The sequence below is a fragment of the Phytopseudomonas dryadis genome (assembly GCF_004327355.1).
GTDB lineage: Bacteria > Pseudomonadota > Gammaproteobacteria > Pseudomonadales > Pseudomonadaceae > Aquipseudomonas > Aquipseudomonas dryadis.
In genome coordinates this window covers 16,660-32,935 of the sequence record NZ_QJUM01000011.1, presented here as the reverse complement: position 1 = coordinate 32,935, position 16,276 = coordinate 16,660, and the positions used below count along the sequence as shown (strand labels likewise).

At 66.3% G+C, this 16,276-nt stretch carries 17 protein-coding genes; 7 read left to right on the top strand and 10 right to left on the bottom strand.

The window, feature by feature from the left end; all coding sequences use genetic code 11:
• The first annotated feature begins 26 nt into the window (after positions 1-26).
• The 4 genes from DNK34_RS11100 to DNK34_RS11085 are packed head-to-tail and all read left to right on the top strand — an operon-like array spanning position 27 to position 3,961.
• Positions 27-1,142: an ABC transporter ATP-binding protein gene (locus DNK34_RS11100; RefSeq protein ID WP_131175248.1), complete on the top strand. Its 1,116-nt coding sequence runs from the start codon at positions 27-29 to the stop codon at positions 1,140-1,142.
• Entirely contained in the window at positions 1,142-2,029 is an 888-nt protein-coding gene (locus DNK34_RS11095; RefSeq protein WP_131175247.1) for an ABC transporter permease, read from the top strand. The genes DNK34_RS11100 and DNK34_RS11095 overlap by 1 nt, the downstream gene beginning before the upstream one ends.
• Positions 2,026-2,886, top strand: a complete 861-nt coding sequence (locus tag DNK34_RS11090; protein ID WP_131175246.1) for an ABC transporter permease — start codon at positions 2,026-2,028, stop codon at positions 2,884-2,886. The genes DNK34_RS11095 and DNK34_RS11090 overlap by 4 nt, the downstream gene beginning before the upstream one ends.
• Positions 2,879-3,961, top strand: a complete 1,083-nt coding sequence (locus tag DNK34_RS11085) for a DmpA family aminopeptidase (RefSeq protein ID WP_131175245.1) — start codon at positions 2,879-2,881, stop codon at positions 3,959-3,961. Before DNK34_RS11090 ends, DNK34_RS11085 begins: the two co-directional genes overlap by 8 nt.
• Before the next feature lies 1 nt (position 3,962).
• Here DNK34_RS11085 and DNK34_RS11080 read toward each other — a convergent pair whose 3' ends face one another.
• The 10 genes from DNK34_RS11080 to ubiE form a co-directional block, all read right to left on the bottom strand.
• Entirely contained in the window at positions 3,963-4,859 is an 897-nt protein-coding gene (locus DNK34_RS11080; protein WP_131175244.1) for an acyltransferase, read from the bottom strand.
• Between the two features lie 349 nt (positions 4,860-5,208).
• Positions 5,209-5,916, bottom strand: a complete 708-nt coding sequence (locus tag DNK34_RS11075; protein WP_131175243.1) for a 16S rRNA (uracil(1498)-N(3))-methyltransferase — start codon at positions 5,914-5,916, stop codon at positions 5,209-5,211.
• On the bottom strand, positions 5,913-6,701 hold the full coding sequence (tatC, locus tag DNK34_RS11070) for a twin-arginine translocase subunit TatC (RefSeq protein WP_131175242.1): 789 nt from the start codon (positions 6,699-6,701) through the stop codon (positions 5,913-5,915). Before tatC ends, DNK34_RS11075 begins: the two co-directional genes overlap by 4 nt.
• Positions 6,698-7,063, bottom strand: a complete 366-nt coding sequence (gene tatB / locus DNK34_RS11065) for a Sec-independent protein translocase protein TatB (protein ID WP_131175241.1) — start codon at positions 7,061-7,063, stop codon at positions 6,698-6,700. The genes tatC and tatB overlap by 4 nt, the downstream gene beginning before the upstream one ends.
• 9 nt (positions 7,064-7,072) lie before the next feature.
• Positions 7,073-7,330 carry a twin-arginine translocase TatA/TatE family subunit gene (locus DNK34_RS11060; RefSeq protein WP_131175240.1) on the bottom strand — a complete coding sequence of 86 codons (258 nt, stop codon included), beginning with the start codon at positions 7,328-7,330 and terminating at the stop codon, positions 7,073-7,075.
• Between the two features lie 23 nt (positions 7,331-7,353).
• Positions 7,354-7,695, bottom strand: coding sequence for a phosphoribosyl-ATP diphosphatase (locus DNK34_RS11055; protein WP_131175239.1), 342 nt, complete (start codon positions 7,693-7,695; stop codon positions 7,354-7,356).
• Positions 7,688-8,089, bottom strand: coding sequence for a phosphoribosyl-AMP cyclohydrolase (gene hisI / locus DNK34_RS11050; RefSeq protein WP_131175238.1), 402 nt, complete (start codon positions 8,087-8,089; stop codon positions 7,688-7,690). Before hisI ends, DNK34_RS11055 begins: the two co-directional genes overlap by 8 nt.
• A 74-nt stretch (positions 8,090-8,163) precedes the next feature.
• On the bottom strand, positions 8,164-9,771 hold the full coding sequence (gene ubiB / locus DNK34_RS11045) for a ubiquinone biosynthesis regulatory protein kinase UbiB (protein ID WP_131175237.1): 1,608 nt from the start codon (positions 9,769-9,771) through the stop codon (positions 8,164-8,166).
• Positions 9,768-10,385, bottom strand: a complete 618-nt coding sequence (locus DNK34_RS11040) for a ubiquinone biosynthesis accessory factor UbiJ (protein WP_131175236.1) — start codon at positions 10,383-10,385, stop codon at positions 9,768-9,770. Before DNK34_RS11040 ends, ubiB begins: the two co-directional genes overlap by 4 nt.
• A complete protein-coding gene (ubiE, locus tag DNK34_RS11035) occupies positions 10,385-11,155 on the bottom strand; it encodes a bifunctional demethylmenaquinone methyltransferase/2-methoxy-6-polyprenyl-1,4-benzoquinol methylase UbiE (RefSeq protein WP_131175235.1) in 771 nt (256 codons plus the stop codon). The genes DNK34_RS11040 and ubiE overlap by 1 nt, the downstream gene beginning before the upstream one ends.
• Before the next feature lie 154 nt (positions 11,156-11,309).
• Between ubiE and DNK34_RS11030 the strand changes: the two genes are divergently transcribed.
• The 3 genes from DNK34_RS11030 to DNK34_RS11020 all read left to right on the top strand — a co-directional run bounded on the left by DNK34_RS11030 (position 11,310) and on the right by DNK34_RS11020 (position 15,826).
• Positions 11,310-11,588: a polyhydroxyalkanoic acid system family protein gene (locus DNK34_RS11030; protein ID WP_131175234.1), complete on the top strand. Its 279-nt coding sequence runs from the start codon at positions 11,310-11,312 to the stop codon at positions 11,586-11,588.
• Positions 11,589-12,171: 583 nt separating this feature from the next.
• The gene (locus tag DNK34_RS11025) at positions 12,172-14,313 is read left to right on the top strand and encodes a type I secretion system permease/ATPase (RefSeq protein WP_131175233.1); all 2,142 of its coding nucleotides are present in this window, start codon (positions 12,172-12,174) and stop codon (positions 14,311-14,313) included.
• Between the two features lie 97 nt (positions 14,314-14,410).
• Positions 14,411-15,826, top strand: coding sequence for an HlyD family type I secretion periplasmic adaptor subunit (locus DNK34_RS11020; protein ID WP_131175232.1), 1,416 nt, complete (start codon positions 14,411-14,413; stop codon positions 15,824-15,826).
• Positions 15,827-16,276 lie beyond the last annotated feature (450 nt).

Below are 16,276 nucleotides of genomic sequence, written 5' to 3'. Positions count from 1 at the left end.
GCTCCTACCTTTCCCTGGAGTCGTTCATGAGCGTTTTCACCCAGACCACACCCGTGGTCGAGATCCGTGCCGCCATCAAGCACTACCGCACCCCGGAAGGGCAGGCCGTGCGCGCCCTCGACGGCATCGACCTGAGCGTCGGCGCCAACGAGTTCGTCACCCTGCTGGGGCCGTCGGGCTGCGGCAAGACCACCCTGTTGCGTGCCCTCAGCGGCTTCGAGCAGCTCGATGGCGGGGACCTGCTGATCCAGGGGCGCAGCATGAACGGCGTGCCGCCGCACAAGCGTCCGGTGCACACGGTGTTCCAGAGCTATGCCCTGTTCCCGCACATGAGCGTCGGCGACAACGTCGGCTATGCCCTGGACGTGCGTGGCGTCGGCAAGGCGGAGCAGCGCCAGCGGGTCGCGGCGGCGCTGGAACTGGTCGGCCTCGGCGGCCTGGAGAAACGTAAGCCCGGGCAACTGTCCGGCGGCCAGCAACAGCGGGTCGCCCTGGCCCGCGCGGTGGTCGACCGGCCGGCGCTGCTGTTGCTCGACGAACCGCTGTCGGCGCTGGATCGGCAGTTGCGTCAGAGCATGCAGCGCGAACTGAAGAACCTGCAGCACGAGCTGGGCATCGCCTTCGTCTTCGTCACCCATGACCAGGAAGAAGCGCTGACCATGTCCGACCGCATCGTCGTGCTCAACGCCGGTCACGTCCAGCAGGTCGGCGCGCCGGCGGCGATCTACGACCGCCCGGCCAACGCCTTCGTCGCCGGCTTCATCGGCGAGAGCAATCTGTTCGCCGCCCGGGTCAGCGCCTGCGACCAGGGCATCGCCTACCTGGTCGACGAGCAGGGCGATCTGCTGCAGGTCGCCGCCGACGGACTGCAGGTCGGGCAGCGGGCGCAGGTACTGCTGCGCCCGGAACAGTTTCACCTGGATTGCCCCGGGGGCGGCTATGCGGCGCTCGAGGGCGTGGTCGAGCAGACCGTGTTCATCGGCAAGGATTTCGAAGTGCTGCTGCGCAGCACCCGCGGCAAGGCGGTCAAGGCCGTGGTGCGCGATGCCGCGCGCCAGGCCCTGCAGCGCCTGCATCCGGGCAGCGCGTTGCGACTCTGGTACGCCCATACGGCGGCGCACCTGATTCCCGGAGGCGCCTGATGCCTGGCCAATACCTGCGTCTGCTCGCCCTGCTCAGCCCGGCGAGCGTCATCATCGGCGTGTTCTTCCTCGCCCCGCTGGCGATCATGGCCGTCTACAGCCTGCTCGAGCCCGGGCTCTACGGCGGTGTGGAATGGACCTTGTACCCGGACAACTTCGGCCGCGTGCTGGGCTGGGCCGATGGCAGCCAGGAGGACTTCGACCCGGTGTACCTGGCGATCATCCTGCGCTCGTTCAAGCTGGCGGCGATCACCGTGCTGCTGACCCTGGCGCTGTGCTACCCGGCGGCCTTCTGGGTGGCGCGGCAGCCGCCGCGGATGCGCAACTTCTGCCTGTTCCTGATCACCCTGCCGTTCTTCACCAGCCTGATCGTGCGGCTCTATGCCTGGGTGCTGATCCTGCGTCCCAGCGGCTTCATCAACAGCGCCCTGCAGGGGCTGGGGCTCAGCGACCGGCCGCTGGATCTGATCTACAGCGAAACGGCAGTGCTGATCGGCATGACCTACATCTTCATCCCGTTCATGTTCATGCCCCTCTACGCCAGCGTCGAGAAACTCGACCGGCGCCTGCTGGAAGCCTCGGCCGATCTGGGCGCCAGCCGCTGGCAGAGCTTCTGCAGGGTGATCCTGCCGTTGACCCTGCCGGGCATCGCGGCCGGTTCGATCATCGTCTTCATTCCCAGCCTGGGGAATTTCATCGTGCCGTCGCTGCTCGGCGGCGCCCGGGTGCTGATGATCGGCAACCTGGTCGAACAGCAGTTCCTCGCCGCGCGCAACTGGCCGTTCGGCGCCGCCCTGGCGATGCTGCTCATGGCCGCGGTACTGGTCTGCCTGATGCTCTACGTGTTCGCCCTGGGCCGTTCGGAAAAGCGCGAGGTGCGCGCATGAAGCCCCTGCTCGAGCGCCTCGGCCGCCGCCTGCTGGGCGGCTACAGCCTGGCGCTGTTCGTGTTCCTCTACCTGCCCATCGTGCTCATCGTCGTCTACTCGTTCAACGCCAACCCGATCAACATGATGATCTGGAGCGGCGCCACGCTGGACTGGTACCGCTCGCTGTTCGGCCTGTCCAACAGCCTCAGCGAGAACGCCCTGTACGTCGAGTCCACCGACCAGTTGCTGGCCTCGCTGCGCACCAGCCTGGTGGTGGCCCTGTGCACCACGGCGATCTCCACGCTGATCGGCACGCTCACCGCCCTGGCCCTGGCGCGCTACCGCTTCCGCCTGCGCGGTTTCTACCGGCTGCTGCTGTTCATGCCGATGCTGATGCCGGACATCGTCCTCGGCATCGCCCTGCTGATCTTCTTCGTCGGCGTCGGCATGCCGCTGGGCACGCTGTCGATCGTCATCGGCCACTGCACCTTCCTGATCAGCTACGTGTTCCTCATCGTCAGCGCCCGCCTGGCCGGCATGGACACGCGCCTGGAGGAAGCCTCGGCCGACCTGGGCGCCTCGGCCTGGGTCACCTTCCGCCGCATCACCCTGCCGCAGATCCTCCCCGGGGTGGTCGGCGGCGCGCTGCTGGCGTTCATCATCTCCATGGACGACCTGGTGATCACCTACTTCATCGCCGGGGTCGACTCGACCACGCTGCCGGTCTTCATCTACGGCATGATCCGCCGCGGCATCAAGCCCGAGATCAATGCCATCGCCACCCTGCTGTTGCTCGCCTCGCTGCTGATCGCCGCCCTCGGCCTGTACCTGCGCAACCGCAAACCCGCATCGACCCAGGATGACTCCCATGGCTAAACTCCGCGCCCGTGCCCTCGGCCTGGCCTTTCCCGGCCAGCCGGGTCCCTGCAATGCCATCACCGACGTGCCCGGCGTCCGGGTCGGCTACCGCACGCTCACCGGCGAGTCGGCCACGGGGCGGCGCATCCAGACCGGGGTCACCGCGATCCTGCCCCGTGGCTACGCGCCCGAGCCGCAGCCGGTGTGGGCGGGATTCTCCGCCCTCAACGGCAATGGCGAGATGACCGGTACCCACTGGATCGAGGACGGCGGCTACTTCGTCGGCCCGCTGTGCCTGACCAACTCCCACAGCGTCGGCATCGTCCACCAGGCGGCCACGCGCTGGATGATCGAGCACTACGCGGCGGCCTGGCGCGACCACCACCTGTGGGCCATGCCGGTGGTCGCCGAGACCTACGACGGGGTGATCAACGACATCAACGGTCTGCACGTCAGCGAAGCCGATGCTCGCGCGGCGGTGGACGCGGCGCGGGACGGCGTCATCGCCGAGGGCAACGTCGGCGGCGGCAACGGCATGATCTGCTACGGCTTCAAGGGCGGCACCGGCACCGCGTCACGGCGCGTCGAGGTGGATGGCGAGACCTACACCGTCGGCGTGCTGGTGCAGGCCAACCATGGCCTGCGCGACTGGTTCCGGGTGCTCGGCGTGCCGGTCGGCCAGCGCCTGGGCGAGCCGTTGCCGGCCGGCCTGGAGCGCGAGCGCGGCTCCATCGTGGTGGTCATCGCCACCGATGCGCCGATGCTGCCGCACCAGTTGCGGCGCCTGGCCCGGCGGGCCGGTCTGGGCATCGGCCTGGCCGGCACCCCGGGCGGCAACAACTCCGGCGACATCTTCCTCGCCTTCAGTGTCGCCAACCCGCGCCCGCTGCCGCAGCTGTCCGCCAGCCGCCAGCAACTCGACTACCTCAACGACGAATGCTTCGACGCCTTCTACCTGGCCGCCGTGCAGGGCACCGACGAAGCGGTGCTCAACGCCATGCTGGCCGCCGAGGCGGCGCCGATGCACAAGCCGGCCGGCCTGTGCCCGGCGCTCGACGGCGAGCGCCTGCTGGCGGCGATGGCCGCCGGCTGAGTCAGACCGCCGGCGACTCGTCCCTGAGCTGGGCGATGCGTCGATCCTTCTCCTGCCACAGGTCGCTGACCCAGCCCTGCAGGTACTGGCGGAATTCGGGGTCGTTCTCGTAGTCGCCCTGCCACAGCGCCGGGTCCAGTTCGCGGGTGTGGATGTCGACGATCACCCGCGGCACCTGGCCGCTGATCAGGTCCCAGAAGCCCGGCTTGTGCGCACCCGGATAGACCACGGTGACATCCAGCACCGCATCGAGCTGTTCGCCCAGGGCGGCGAGGACGAAGGCCACGCCGCCGGCCTTGGGCTTGAGCAGGTGCTGGTAGGGCGAACCCTGCTGGGCCTGCTTGGCCGGGGTGAAGCGGGTGCCTTCGAGGTAATTGACCACGGTAACCGGCAGCTCCTTGAATTTCTCGCAGGCGCGCCGGGTGATCAGCAGATCCTGGCCCTTCAGGTGCGGGTTCTTCTGCAGGAAGGCCTTGGAATAGCGCTTCATGAACGGGTAGTCCAGGGCCCAGAAGGCCAGGCCGAGGAACGGCACCCAGATCAGTTGCTGCTTGAGGAAGAACTTGAAGTAGGGCGTCTTGCGGTTGAACGCCTGCACCAGGGCGGGGATGTCGACCCACGACTGGTGGTTGCTGATCACCAGGTAGGAACGCTCGCGGCTGAGCTGGCCGCCGCCCCGGATATCCCAGTCGGTGGGGGTCAGGGCGGCGAACACGCGCTTGCAGTTCTCGGCCCAGAACTCGGCGACCCACATCACCCCCCGTGAGCTGGCGGCCTTCAATGCCTTGCCCGGCAGGATGAACTTGCCCAGGGCGATCAGCAGCATCGGGCCGATCAAAATCAGGGTGTTGAGCAGCAGCAAGAGGGTGACGCTGATGCCGGTGAGCAGACGGCGCATGGCAGCTCCTTGTGGGCGCGGAGCGCCCATCATAGGCAGGAGCGGCGCCGGCGCCAAATCGCGACGCCATCCCTCATTTCGGGTAGCCCGGGTCGAGCGCCGCGACACCCGGGAAAACGCCCCTGGGTATCGCTGCGCTCAACGCCAGGCTACGGGTATTCGAATCGGTCGCCGCTGTGGTCGATGTGGCATTCGCAGGGCATGAAGCGGTTTCTCGTAGGCGCCGCGCCCCCGCGGCGAATGGTGGCCACGCCGCGGTTTCGCAGGATGGCCGCTATCGTTATCGCCCCGGGGGCGGGGCTCCTACAGTGCATCGGGGCTGGCCACGCGCCGTAACCCGGGGTTCTGCTCAGAACAGGCGGGCGAGCAGGGCGGTCACCGCCGTCTCCACGCGCAGGATGCGTTCGCCGAGCTGTACCGGCTGCAGGCCGGCCTCGGCCAGCTTGTCCACTTCGTAGGGAATCCAGCCGCCTTCCGGGCCGATGGCCAGGGTCACCGGCTGCTCCACGGCGCGCGGGCAGGCGGGATGGTCGCCCGGGTGGCCGACCAGTCCCAGGCTGCCGCTGGCCAGTTGCGGCAGACGGTCTTCGACGAAGGGCTTGAAGCGTTTCTCGATGATCACCTCGGGCAGCCGCGTGTCGCGCGCCTGTTCCAGGCCCAGGATCAGTTGTTCGCGGATCGCCGCGGGTTCGAGAAAGGGGGTCTGCCAGAAACTTTTCTCCACCCGGTAGCTGTTGAGCAGGATCAGCCGCGGCACGCCCATGGCGGCGACGCTCTGCAGCACGCGGCGGAGCATCTTCGGCCGCGGCAGGGCCAGCAGCAGGGTGACCGGCAGCTTGGCCGGCGGCGGCTGGTCGAAGCCGACCTGCAGTTCGGCGCTGTCGGCATCCAGCTGCAGCAGCCGGCCCCGGCCCATGTCGCCACCAAGGCGGCCGACCCGCAGGGTGTCGCCGTGTTCGGCGCGGTGCACCTCGTGCAGATGGGTCAGGCGGCGCCCGCTCAGGCGCACCCGGTCGGCGGCGATGAAATCGCCGTCCTCGAGCAGCAGCAGGTTCATGACTGGGTGCTGGGCGGCTGGTCGGCCGGGGTTTCCTCATCCTCGGGTTCGCCGCGACGCTTGCGGATCAGGCTGCCGGCGAGGATGCCCAGCTCGAACAGCAGCCACATGGGCACTGCCAGCAGGGTCTGGGAGAAGATGTCCGGCGGTGTCAGGATCATGCCGACCACGAAGCAGCCGATGATCACGTAGGGGCGGATCTTGCGCAGGTACTCGACGTCGACCACGCCGATCCAGATCAGCAGCACCACGGCCACGGGAATCTCGAAGGCCACGCCGAAGGCGAAGAACAGGGTCATGACGAAATCGAGGTAGCTGGCGATGTCGGTCATCATCGACACGCCTTCGGGGGTCACGCTGGCGAAGAAGTGGAAGATGATCGGGAACACCAGGAAGTAGGCGAAGGCCATGCCGCCGTAGAACAGCACGATGCTGGAGACCAGCAGCGGGATGGCGATGCGCTTCTCGTGCTTGTACAGCCCTGGCGCGATGAAGCCCCAGACCTGATGCAGGATCACCGGCATGGCCAGGAACACGGCGACGATCATGGTCAGCTTGAACGGCGTGAGGAACGGCGAGGCCACATCGGTGGCGATCATCGTCGCGCCTTCCGGCAGGTACTGGCGCAGCGGCGCGGAGACCAGGGTGTAGATCTTCTGCGCGAAGTAGAACAGACCGGCGAAGATCAGGAAGACGGCCGCCACGCAACGCAGCAGGCGCGTGCGCAGTTCGGTGAGGTGGGAAACCAGCGGCATTTCCTGGTCGTTGTCGGGTAATCGACTCATGGCTGGTGCGTCTTGTCCTGGCTGGCGGCGGGGGGCGTTGGCTGCGGCATGTCAGGCTCGGCAGCGGGCTCGGCTGGCGGCGTGTTGGCGGTCTGCGACGGCGTGTTCGGCGGCAGGATATCGTGCTTCACCGCTTTCATTTCCCGCTCCAGGTCGAGGATGCGCTCGTTATGCAGCTGGCGGCGTATCTCGTCGGCGCCGAGCTCGCGCTCGACCTCGGACTTGATGGCGTGGAAGCTGCGTTTGAGGCGGCCGATCCACAGGCCGGCGGTGCGCGCGGCGCCGGGCAGGCGCTCGGGGCCGAGCACCAGCAGGGCGATCAGCCCCACCAGCAGCAGCTCGCTGAAACTGATACCGAACATGGCTGTTCCTCAGTCCTTGCGAACCGGCTCTTCGACCTTGCTGGCCTGGCCCTCGACGGTGTGCGGCTGGTTCAGCGGCGCCTGTTGCTGATGCGGTTGCTGCGCCTGCGGCTCGGCCGGCTTGCCTTCTTCCTCGTTCATCGCCTTGCGGAAACCCTTGATGGTTTCACCCAGGTCGGAGCCGAGGTTCTTGAGCTTCTTGGTGCCGAACACCAGCACCACGACGATAAGGATGACTACCCAGTGTTTCCAATCGAAAATGCCCATGTTTGCTGTCCTCGTCAGAGTCTCTATTGGTTGCTGTCGTCCGTGCGCGCGGCCTTTTCCGCGTGCCCGGAGAGTCCGAAACGCCGATCCAGCTCGTCGAGCACCGCCTGCGGATGCTGGTCGAGCGCGGCCAGCATGACCAGGCTGTGGAACCACAGGTCGGCGGTTTCGTAGATCAGGTCGCTGCAGTCGCCGCTGGCGGCTGCATCCTTGGCGGCGAGAATGGTTTCCACCGATTCTTCGCCGACCTTTTCCAGGATCTTGTTCAGACCCTTGTGGTACAGGCTGGCCACGTAGGAGCTGTCCGGCGCCGCGCCCTTGCGCGACTCCAGTACCTCGGCCAGACGCTTGAGCGTATCAGTCATGGCGATGTTCCGGGGCATAGATGGTGTGCGGATCTTTCAGAACGGCATCGACGACTTTCCAGGCGCCGTTGTCGAAGACCCGGTAGAAGCAGCTTTCCCGGCCGGTGTGGCAGGCGATGCCGCCGATCTGCTCGACCATCAGGATGACCACGTCGGCGTCGCAGTCCAGGCGCAGTTCGTGCAGTTTCTGTACATGCCCGGACTCTTCGCCCTTGCGCCACAGTCTGCCACGCGAGCGCGACCAGTAGATGGCGCGCTGCTCGGTGGCGGTGAGGCTCAGGGCCTCTCGGTTCATCCAGGCCATCATCAGCACGCGGCCTGTCCGGTGATCCTGGGCGATGGCCGGCACCAGGCCGTCCTCGTTCCAGTTGATTGCATCTAGCCAGTCGTTCATCGCTATTCCGTATTCGCGACGCCCTCGGCGGCGTCAGGTCTCGGGTCAAGTGTGCCAGCCAGGACCCTGGCTGGCTATCGGCGCAGGATCAGGTACAGGCCGCAGGCGCTCATCAGCCAGGCCGGCCAGGCCAGGCTCGGTTCGCTCAGGCTGGCGACGCCCAGGGCCAGCACCACGCCGCCGCCGATCAGTGCCGCGCCGATCAGGCGCAGCGCCCAGCCGTCGCGCTCGCGCCAGGGCGGTGGCGGGTCGTCGGCATGGGGCTGGGCCATGCGCTCGAGCAGGCTGCGGGTCATGTTGGCCAGGTGCGGCACCTGCTCGACCTGGCTCTGCAGGTTGTGCAGCAGGTTGCGCGGGCTGACCCGCTCGCGCATCCAGCGCTCGAGGAACGGCTGGGCGGTGCTCCACAGGTCGAGGTCGGGGTACAGCTGGCGGCCCAGGCCTTCGATATTGAGCAGGGTCTTCTGCAACAGCACCAGCTGCGGCTGGATCTCCATGTTGAAGCGCCGCGCGGTCTGGAACAGGCGCATCAGCAGCAGGCCGAAGGAGATGTCCTTGAGCGGGCGCTCGAAGATCGGCTCGCAGACGGTGCGGATCGCCGCCTCGAAATCGTTGACCTGGGTTTCCTGCGGCACCCAGCCGGAGTCGATGTGCAATTGCGCCACCTTGCGGTAGTCGCGCTTGAAGAAGGCCACCAGGTTGCGCGCCAGGTAGTCCTGGTCCTCGGGGGTGAGGCTGCCGATGATGCCGCAGTCGATGGCGATGTACTGCGGGTTCCACGGCTGGCGGGTGCTGACGAAGATGTTGCCGGGGTGCATGTCGGCGTGGAAGAAACTGTGGGTGAAGACCTGGGTGAAGAAGATTTCCACGCCGCGTTCGGCCAGCAGTTTCATGTCGGTGCGCTGGTCGGCCAGGGTCGCCAGGTCGGTGACCTGGATGCCGTAGATGCGCTCCATCACCAGCACCTTGGGCCGGCACCAGTCCCAGTACACCTGCGGCACGTAGAGCAGTGGCGAACCCTCGAAGTTGCGCCGCAACTGGCTGGCGTTGGCCGCCTCGCGCAGCAGGTCGAGCTCGTCGTAGATGGTCTTCTCGTAATCGCTGACCACGTCCACCGGGTGCAGGCGGCGGGCTTCGGCGGAGGCGCGTTCGGCCAGCTTGGCGAGCAGGAACAGCCAGGCCATGTCGGCCTTGATCACCGGCTTGAGGCCCGGGCGGACCACCTTGACCACCACGTCCTCGCCGCTCTTCAGCTGCGCGGCGTGCACCTGGGCGACCGAGGCCGAGGCCAGGGGCTCGGTGTCGAAGCGGGCGAAGGCTTCGCCGACCCTGACCCCGAGCTGGGCCTCGATCAGCGCCAGGGACTGGGCCGGGTCGAACGGTGGTACGCGATCCTGCAGGTGGGTCAGCTCATCGGCGATATCCGGCGGCAGCAGGTCACGGCGAGTGGACAGCAACTGGCCGAACTTGATGAAGATCGGCCCTAGCTCTTCCAGTGCCAGGCGCAGGCGTTCGCCGCGGTTCAGCGGCGAGGCCCGGCGCGGCAGCCAGCGCCACGGCAGCAGCACCCGTGGCGCGCGTAGCCAGAACGGCAGGGGCAGGGCGAACAGCAGGTCATCCAGGCGGTAGCGGATGACGACGCGCAGGATGCGCAACAGGCGACGGACGGCGAGCAGCTTCATGCGATGGGCTTATGGCGTTGGGCGAGGCGCTCGATGCGCGCGTCGAGACGGTCGAGGGCGAGCTTGAGTCGATCCAGCTCGGCGAAGCGGGCATCGGCTTCGCGCTGGCCGACCAGGCTGCGTGATTCTTCGCTGAGGTAATCGGCCAGGCTCAGGCGCAGGCTGTCGACGCTGCGGCTGGCCCAGACGGTGCTGCTGCGCAGATGGCCGGCGAGCAGCGGGCTGGCCACTGGGCCGAGCCAGCGCGCCAGCTGGTATTCCCAGTCCAGGTCGAGATCCTGGAGGATGCCGGCCAGTTCCAGCAGCACGCCGCTGTCGCCATCGAGGTGCACCTCGGGGCCGTGCAGCACGGCCTGTTTGTCCCTGGCCAGGGCCAGGCGCAGCAGGCTGCTGGCCGGCGCGCGCAGGCGGCAGTCGATCTCGCCGGCCCACTGGCCGGCCAGGCGCAGTCCTGAGCCATCGGCCAGGATGTACAACTGCACGGCCGGTGCCGGACAGTCCACCGCGATCACCCGGCCGCCCAGGCGCGCCAGGCGCGCCAGTGCGGTGCTGTCCAGGGCGAGTACGCGGTTGAGGCCGCGCTCGGCACTGGCGAACAGGGCCTGGCTCAGCATCAGGGCTTGATGCCGCGGTGCAGGGCAACGATGCCGCCGGTCATGTTGTGGTAGGTCACGCGGTCGAAGCCGGCGGCCTGCATCATCGCCTTGAGCGTGTCCTGATCCGGGTGCATGCGGATCGATTCGGCCAGATAGCGGTAGCTGTCGGCGTCATTGGTGATCAGCTTGCCCATCAGCGGCATGAAGTTGAACGAATAGGTGTCGTAGACCTTGGACAGCAGGTTGCTCCTGGGCTTGGAGAACTCCAGCACCAGCAGGCGGCCACCGGGCTTGAGCACGCGCAGCATGGAGGCGATGGCGGCGTCCTTGTGGGTGACGTTGCGCAGGCCGAAGGCGATGGTCACGCAATCGAAATGATTGTCCGGGAACGGCAGTTTTTCCGCATCGGCCTGGACGAAGCGGACATTGCCGGCCACGCCGCGGTCGAGCAGGCGGTCGCGGCCGACCTTGAGCATGGATTCGTTGATATCGGCCAGCACCACTTCGCCGCTTTCGCCGACCAGACGCGAGAACTGCCGGGCCAGGTCGCCGGTGCCGCCGGCGATGTCCAGCACACGGTTGCCGTTGCGCACGCCGGACAGCTCGATGGTGAAGCGCTTCCACAGCCGGTGCATGCCGCCGGAGAGCAGGTCGTTCATCAGGTCGTACTTGGCGGCCACCGAGTGGAACACTTCGGCGACCTTCTCCGCCTTCTGGCTTTCCGGGACGTCCTGGAAGCCGAAGTGGGTGGTGGGTTCGCTGCCGTCGTTCTTGCGCGGATCGTTCATGTCGCCCTTTCCTAAACCCGAGAGGCTGAAACTTCAGTGGCCGTCATTCTAAACCGAAAACCGCCGCGCAAGCTGCATGCCCCGGCGCTGGGGATGGCGGGGGATGCTTTCTTGTATAGTCACCCCTACCTAGCTCGCAGTCAGGAGAGCCTTGATGGCCAGAATCACCGTCGAACGTCCGCATAACCTGGGGCGCGAGGCCGCCCGCGACAAGGCCGAGCAACTGGCCGAGCGCCTGGCCCGGGAATACGACGTGCGCTACCAGTGGCACGGCGACACCCTGGAATTCAAGCGCAGTGGCGCCAATGGCCATATAGAAGTAGGCGAGGATCGCGTGCACCTGCAGCTCGATCTCGGCCTGCTGCTGTCGGCCATGAGCGGCAAGATCAAGCGCGAAATCGAAGAGGTACTGGACAAGAGCCTGCAGGCGTAGGGTTGGGGGGATACCGTCTTGATCCCCGGCGTGCAAGATCAAAGGGCCCCGCTGTAGGAGCCCCGACCTCGGGGCGATGCGATGGCGGCCGTCCAGCTATCTCGCGGCATGGCTGCCATTCGCTGCGAGGTCGCAGCTCCTGCCCGAGTGGATCCGAACTCCGGCTGTAGGTGCTTGCAGCGAGTAGGGTGGAAGACCGCGAAGCGTCTTCCACGCGGTGCTGCCATCCATGAATGCTTTGGTGCTTCAGCCACGCTGAACAAGCTTCGCGTTGGCTACGCGCCCCGATCCACCCAAGGGTGCCGGCAAGCTCGCGGCATATGCCTGGCCGTGAGCCCGTAGCCTGGGTTGAGCGCAGCGATACCCAGGTAGCCTCTCCCGGGTGTCGCTGCGCTCGACCCGGGTTACAAACAGCCCCGGTATGTTTCTCGCACGCCTCTAGTGCGGGCTTTGCAGCGGTTCACTATTTTTCTTCATTGTGTGACGTGCATCGATCATTTGCCGATTGCGCTGCGGCGCCGGCGGCGTAATATCCGCGGGCAATGGATGGCGCTTTGCCATTTCCTGTGCATGGATGCGATAGATGCTGAACGATTCAGCCACCCCCGAGCCCGTGGATACCGGCCTGGCCTGCCTGGTCATGCTGGCGCGTTTCCACAACGTCGCCGCTTCTGCCGAACAACTCGCCCACGAATATGCCGAAGACGGCCGCCTGTTTGGCCGCGCCGAACTGCTATTGGCGGCCAAGAAACTCGGCCTCAAGGCCAAGTCCGCGCGCAGTTCGCTGTCGCGGCTCGGCCATACGCCCTTGCCGGCGATCGCCTCGGATGACGAAGGGCGTTTCTTCATCATCGCCCGCCTGGACGAGGACAAGGCGCTGATCCACGACCCGCGTGCGCAACGGCCCGAGGTGCTCGGGCTCGATGAGCTGCAGGCGCGCTGGACCGGCGAGTTGCTGCTGATCCGCTCCGAAGCCTCGCTGAGCGGCGAGCTGTCGAAGTTCGACTTCACCTGGTTCATCCCGGCCATCGTCAAGTACCGCAAGCTGCTCGGCGAAGTGCTGCTGGTGTCCTTCGTGCTGCAGATCTTCGCGCTGCTGACGCCGCTGTTCTTCCAGGTGGTGATGGACAAGGTGCTGGTGCACCGGGGCCTGACCACGCTGGACGTGATCGCCATCGGCCTGCTCGGCATCATGCTCTTCGAGACCCTGCTGTCGGGGCTGCGCAGCTATGTCTTCGCGCATACCGCCAGCCGTATCGACGTCGAGCTGGGCTCGCGCCTGTTCCGCCACCTGGTGACCCTGCCGCTGGCCTATTTCCAGGCGCGCCGGGTGGGCGATTCGGTGGCGCGGGTGCGCGAGCTGGAAAACATCCGCAGCTTCCTCACCGGCAACGCCATCACCCTGTTGCTCGACGTGCTGTTCTCGGTGGTGTTCATCGCCGTGATGTTCCTGTACAGCGGCTGGTTGACCCTGGTGGTGATCCTGTCGCTGCCGCTGTATTTCATCATCTCGCTGCTGATCACCCCGCTGTTGCGCGCGCGCCTGAACGAGAGCTTCAGCCGCGGCGCGGAGAACCAGGCGTTCCTGGTGGAAACGGTCAACGGCATCGACACCCTCAAGTCCATGGCGGTGGAACCGCAGGTGGGCCGCAAATGGGACAACCAGCTCGCCGGCTACGTGGCGGCGAGTTTCAAGACCCAGAACCTGTCCAACCTGGCCAACGAGAGCGTGGGGCTGGTGGGCAAGCTGGTCACCGTGGCCACCCTGTGGCTGGGCGCACGCCTGGTGATCGAGGGGCAACTGAGCGTGGGCCAGTTGATCGCCTTCAACATGCTGGCCGGCCGCGTGTCGCAGCCGATCATGCGTCTGGCGCAATTGTGGACCCACTTCCAGCAGACCGGCGTCTCGGTGCAGCGCCTGGGCGACATCCTCAACAGCCGCACGGAAATGTCCCAGGCCTCGCGCAGCGCCTTGCCGCCGCTCAAGGGGCAGGTCGAATTCGACCAGGTGCAATTCCGCTACCGCCCGGACGGCTCCGAAGTGCTGCGCGGCGTCAGCCTGACCATCGAGGCGGGGGAGGTGATCGGCGTGGTCGGGCGCTCCGGCTCCGGCAAGAGCACCCTGACCCGCCTGCTGCAGCGCCTCTACACCCCGGAGCGCGGGCGGGTGCTGGTCGACGGCATGGACCTGGCGTTGGCCGACGTGTCCTCGCTGCGGCGGCAGATCGGTGTGGTACTGCAGGACAACATGCTGTTCGCCCGCAGCATCCGCGAAAACATCGCCCTGACCGATCCCGGTGCGCCCATCGACGCGGTGATGCAGGCGGCCCGGATGGCCGGCGCCCACGAATTCATCCTCGAGCTGCCGGAAGGCTACGACACGGTGGTCGGCGAGCACGGCGCCTCGCTCTCCGGCGGCCAGCGCCAGCGCATCGCCATTGCCCGCGCCCTGATCGGCAACCCGCGCATCCTGATCTTCGACGAAGCCACCAGCGCCCTGGACTACGAGTCCGAACGGGTCATCCAGCAGAACATGCAGGCCATCTGCCAGGGCCGCACGGTGATCATCATCGCCCACCGTCTGTCCGCGGTGCGCGATGCCAACCGCATCCTGGTCATGGACCGTGGCCAGATCGTCGAGCAGGGCAGCCATGCCGAACTGCTCAGCCACCAGGCCGGGCACTACTCGCGCCTGCACCGCCTGCAGCAGGGAGACGTGGCATGAATACCCTCCTCCTGGGAACGCACACTAGCCCCTCGCCCTCCGGGAGAGGGGTTGGGGAGAGGGCCAGTGGCACCGCGATAAGCACAGGAAAACAACCATGAGCGCCCGCCGCGACCTGCTCGAGCGCTACCGCGGTGCCTGGCGCCACGCCTGGCGCAACCGCCGGGCCATGGACGCCCCGCCGCGCCTGAGCCATGAAGTACAGTTCCTGCCCGCCGCCCTGGCGCTACAGGAAAAACCGGTGCACCCGGCGCCGCGGCTCGTGCAGTGGACGATCATGGCGTTCGCCGCGCTGACCCTGCTGTGGGCCTGTGTCGGCGAGATCGACGTGGTCGCCACGGCCAGCGGCAAGATCGTCCCCAGCGGCAAGACCAAGGTCATCCAGCCCAATGAGGTGGCGGTGGTCAAGGCCATCCACGTACACGACGGGCAGCCGGTCAAGGCCGGCGAACTGCTGGTCGAACTGGACGGGCAGATCACCACGGCCGATGTCGAACGCCTGGCCAGCGAATGGCTCGCCGCGCAGATCGACAGCGCCCGGGCGCGGTTATTGTTGCAGGCCATCGACCAGCAGGCCGAGCCCGGCCCGGTGGCCGAACTGATCCCCCAGGCCAGCGCGGCCCAGCAGCGCAGCGTGCAGCACTGGGTGCAGGGGCAATACCTGGAACTGCGCGCCGCGCTGGCGCAGAGCGAGGCGCAGATCGAACAGCGCGAAGCGGAACTGCGCTCGATCCGCACCACCATCGCGGCCCTCGAACAGACCCTGCCGATCACCCGGGAACTGGCGGCGGACTACCGGCGCCTGCTCGACAAGCACTACGTGGCCAAGCACGCCTACCTGGAAAAGGAACAGATCCGCCTGGACCAGGAGCGCGAACTGGCCCAGCAACAGGCGCGCATCGCCGAACTGAACGCAGCCCTCAAGGCGGCGCAGCAACAGCGCCAGGGCGTGCTGGCGCAAACGCGGCGGGCGATGCTCGACCTGCACAACGACGCCGAGGTGCGCGGCGCCAGCCTGGCCCAGGAACTGAAAAAGGCCGAGCAGCGCAACCGCCTGACCCGGCTCACCGCCCCGGTGGACGGCACCGTGCAGCAACTGGCGATCCACACCCAGGGTGGCGTGGTCACCGAGGCCCAGCCGCTGATGGTGATCGTGCCCAGCGACCAGCCGGTGGAAGTAGAAGCGCTGCTGGAAAACAAGGACATCGGCTTCGTGCGCGCGGGACAGGCGGTGGAAGTCAAGGTCGAGACCTTCAACTTCACCAAATACGGGGTGGTGGACGGCACGGTGCTGAGCGTTTCCAACGACGCCATCGAAGACGAAAAGCTGGGCCTGGTCTACAGCGCGCGGATCCTGCTGGCGGACGACAGCATCGCCGTGGGCAGCGGACGCATCGCCCTGTCGCCGGGCATGGCGGTGCGCGCCGAAGTGAAGACCGACCGGCGCAAGGTGATCGATTACTTCCTGAGCCCACTGCAGCAGTACGTGGATGAGAGTCTGGCGGAGCGCTGAGTGTCCAAATGGTTGGCGGCGGCAAGCTCTGAGGATATTGGGCTATCAGCAATGCTGTTCTATTTTTTATGAGGGAGTTGTAGTGGGTAATATAAAGCTATGGCTGGTCTTTGTGTTGGTGAGGTGTCTATGAACAGATTTTTTTCATTTCCCGGGTGGTTCGATGTTCTAGTATTTCTGCCTGTGTATTTGGCTTTTACCATATTCGGCATGCCAATATATATGGTGTTTGTATTCTCTGCTTTCCGTGTTTTTTTGTTTTTCGTTTTAGTGAGGGGGCGGTTGGTATATTCCTCTAGGGGGGTGGCATACGATGTGATCTTGTTTGCATTGTCGATGTTATATTTTTTGCTCTGGGGAGAGAAAAATATTATTTCTTTTGTCGTCCTCTATCTGGGGGGGGGAGGGTTTTCTAGTGCTATTTGTGTCGCGCTATCAATGATCGGGAGG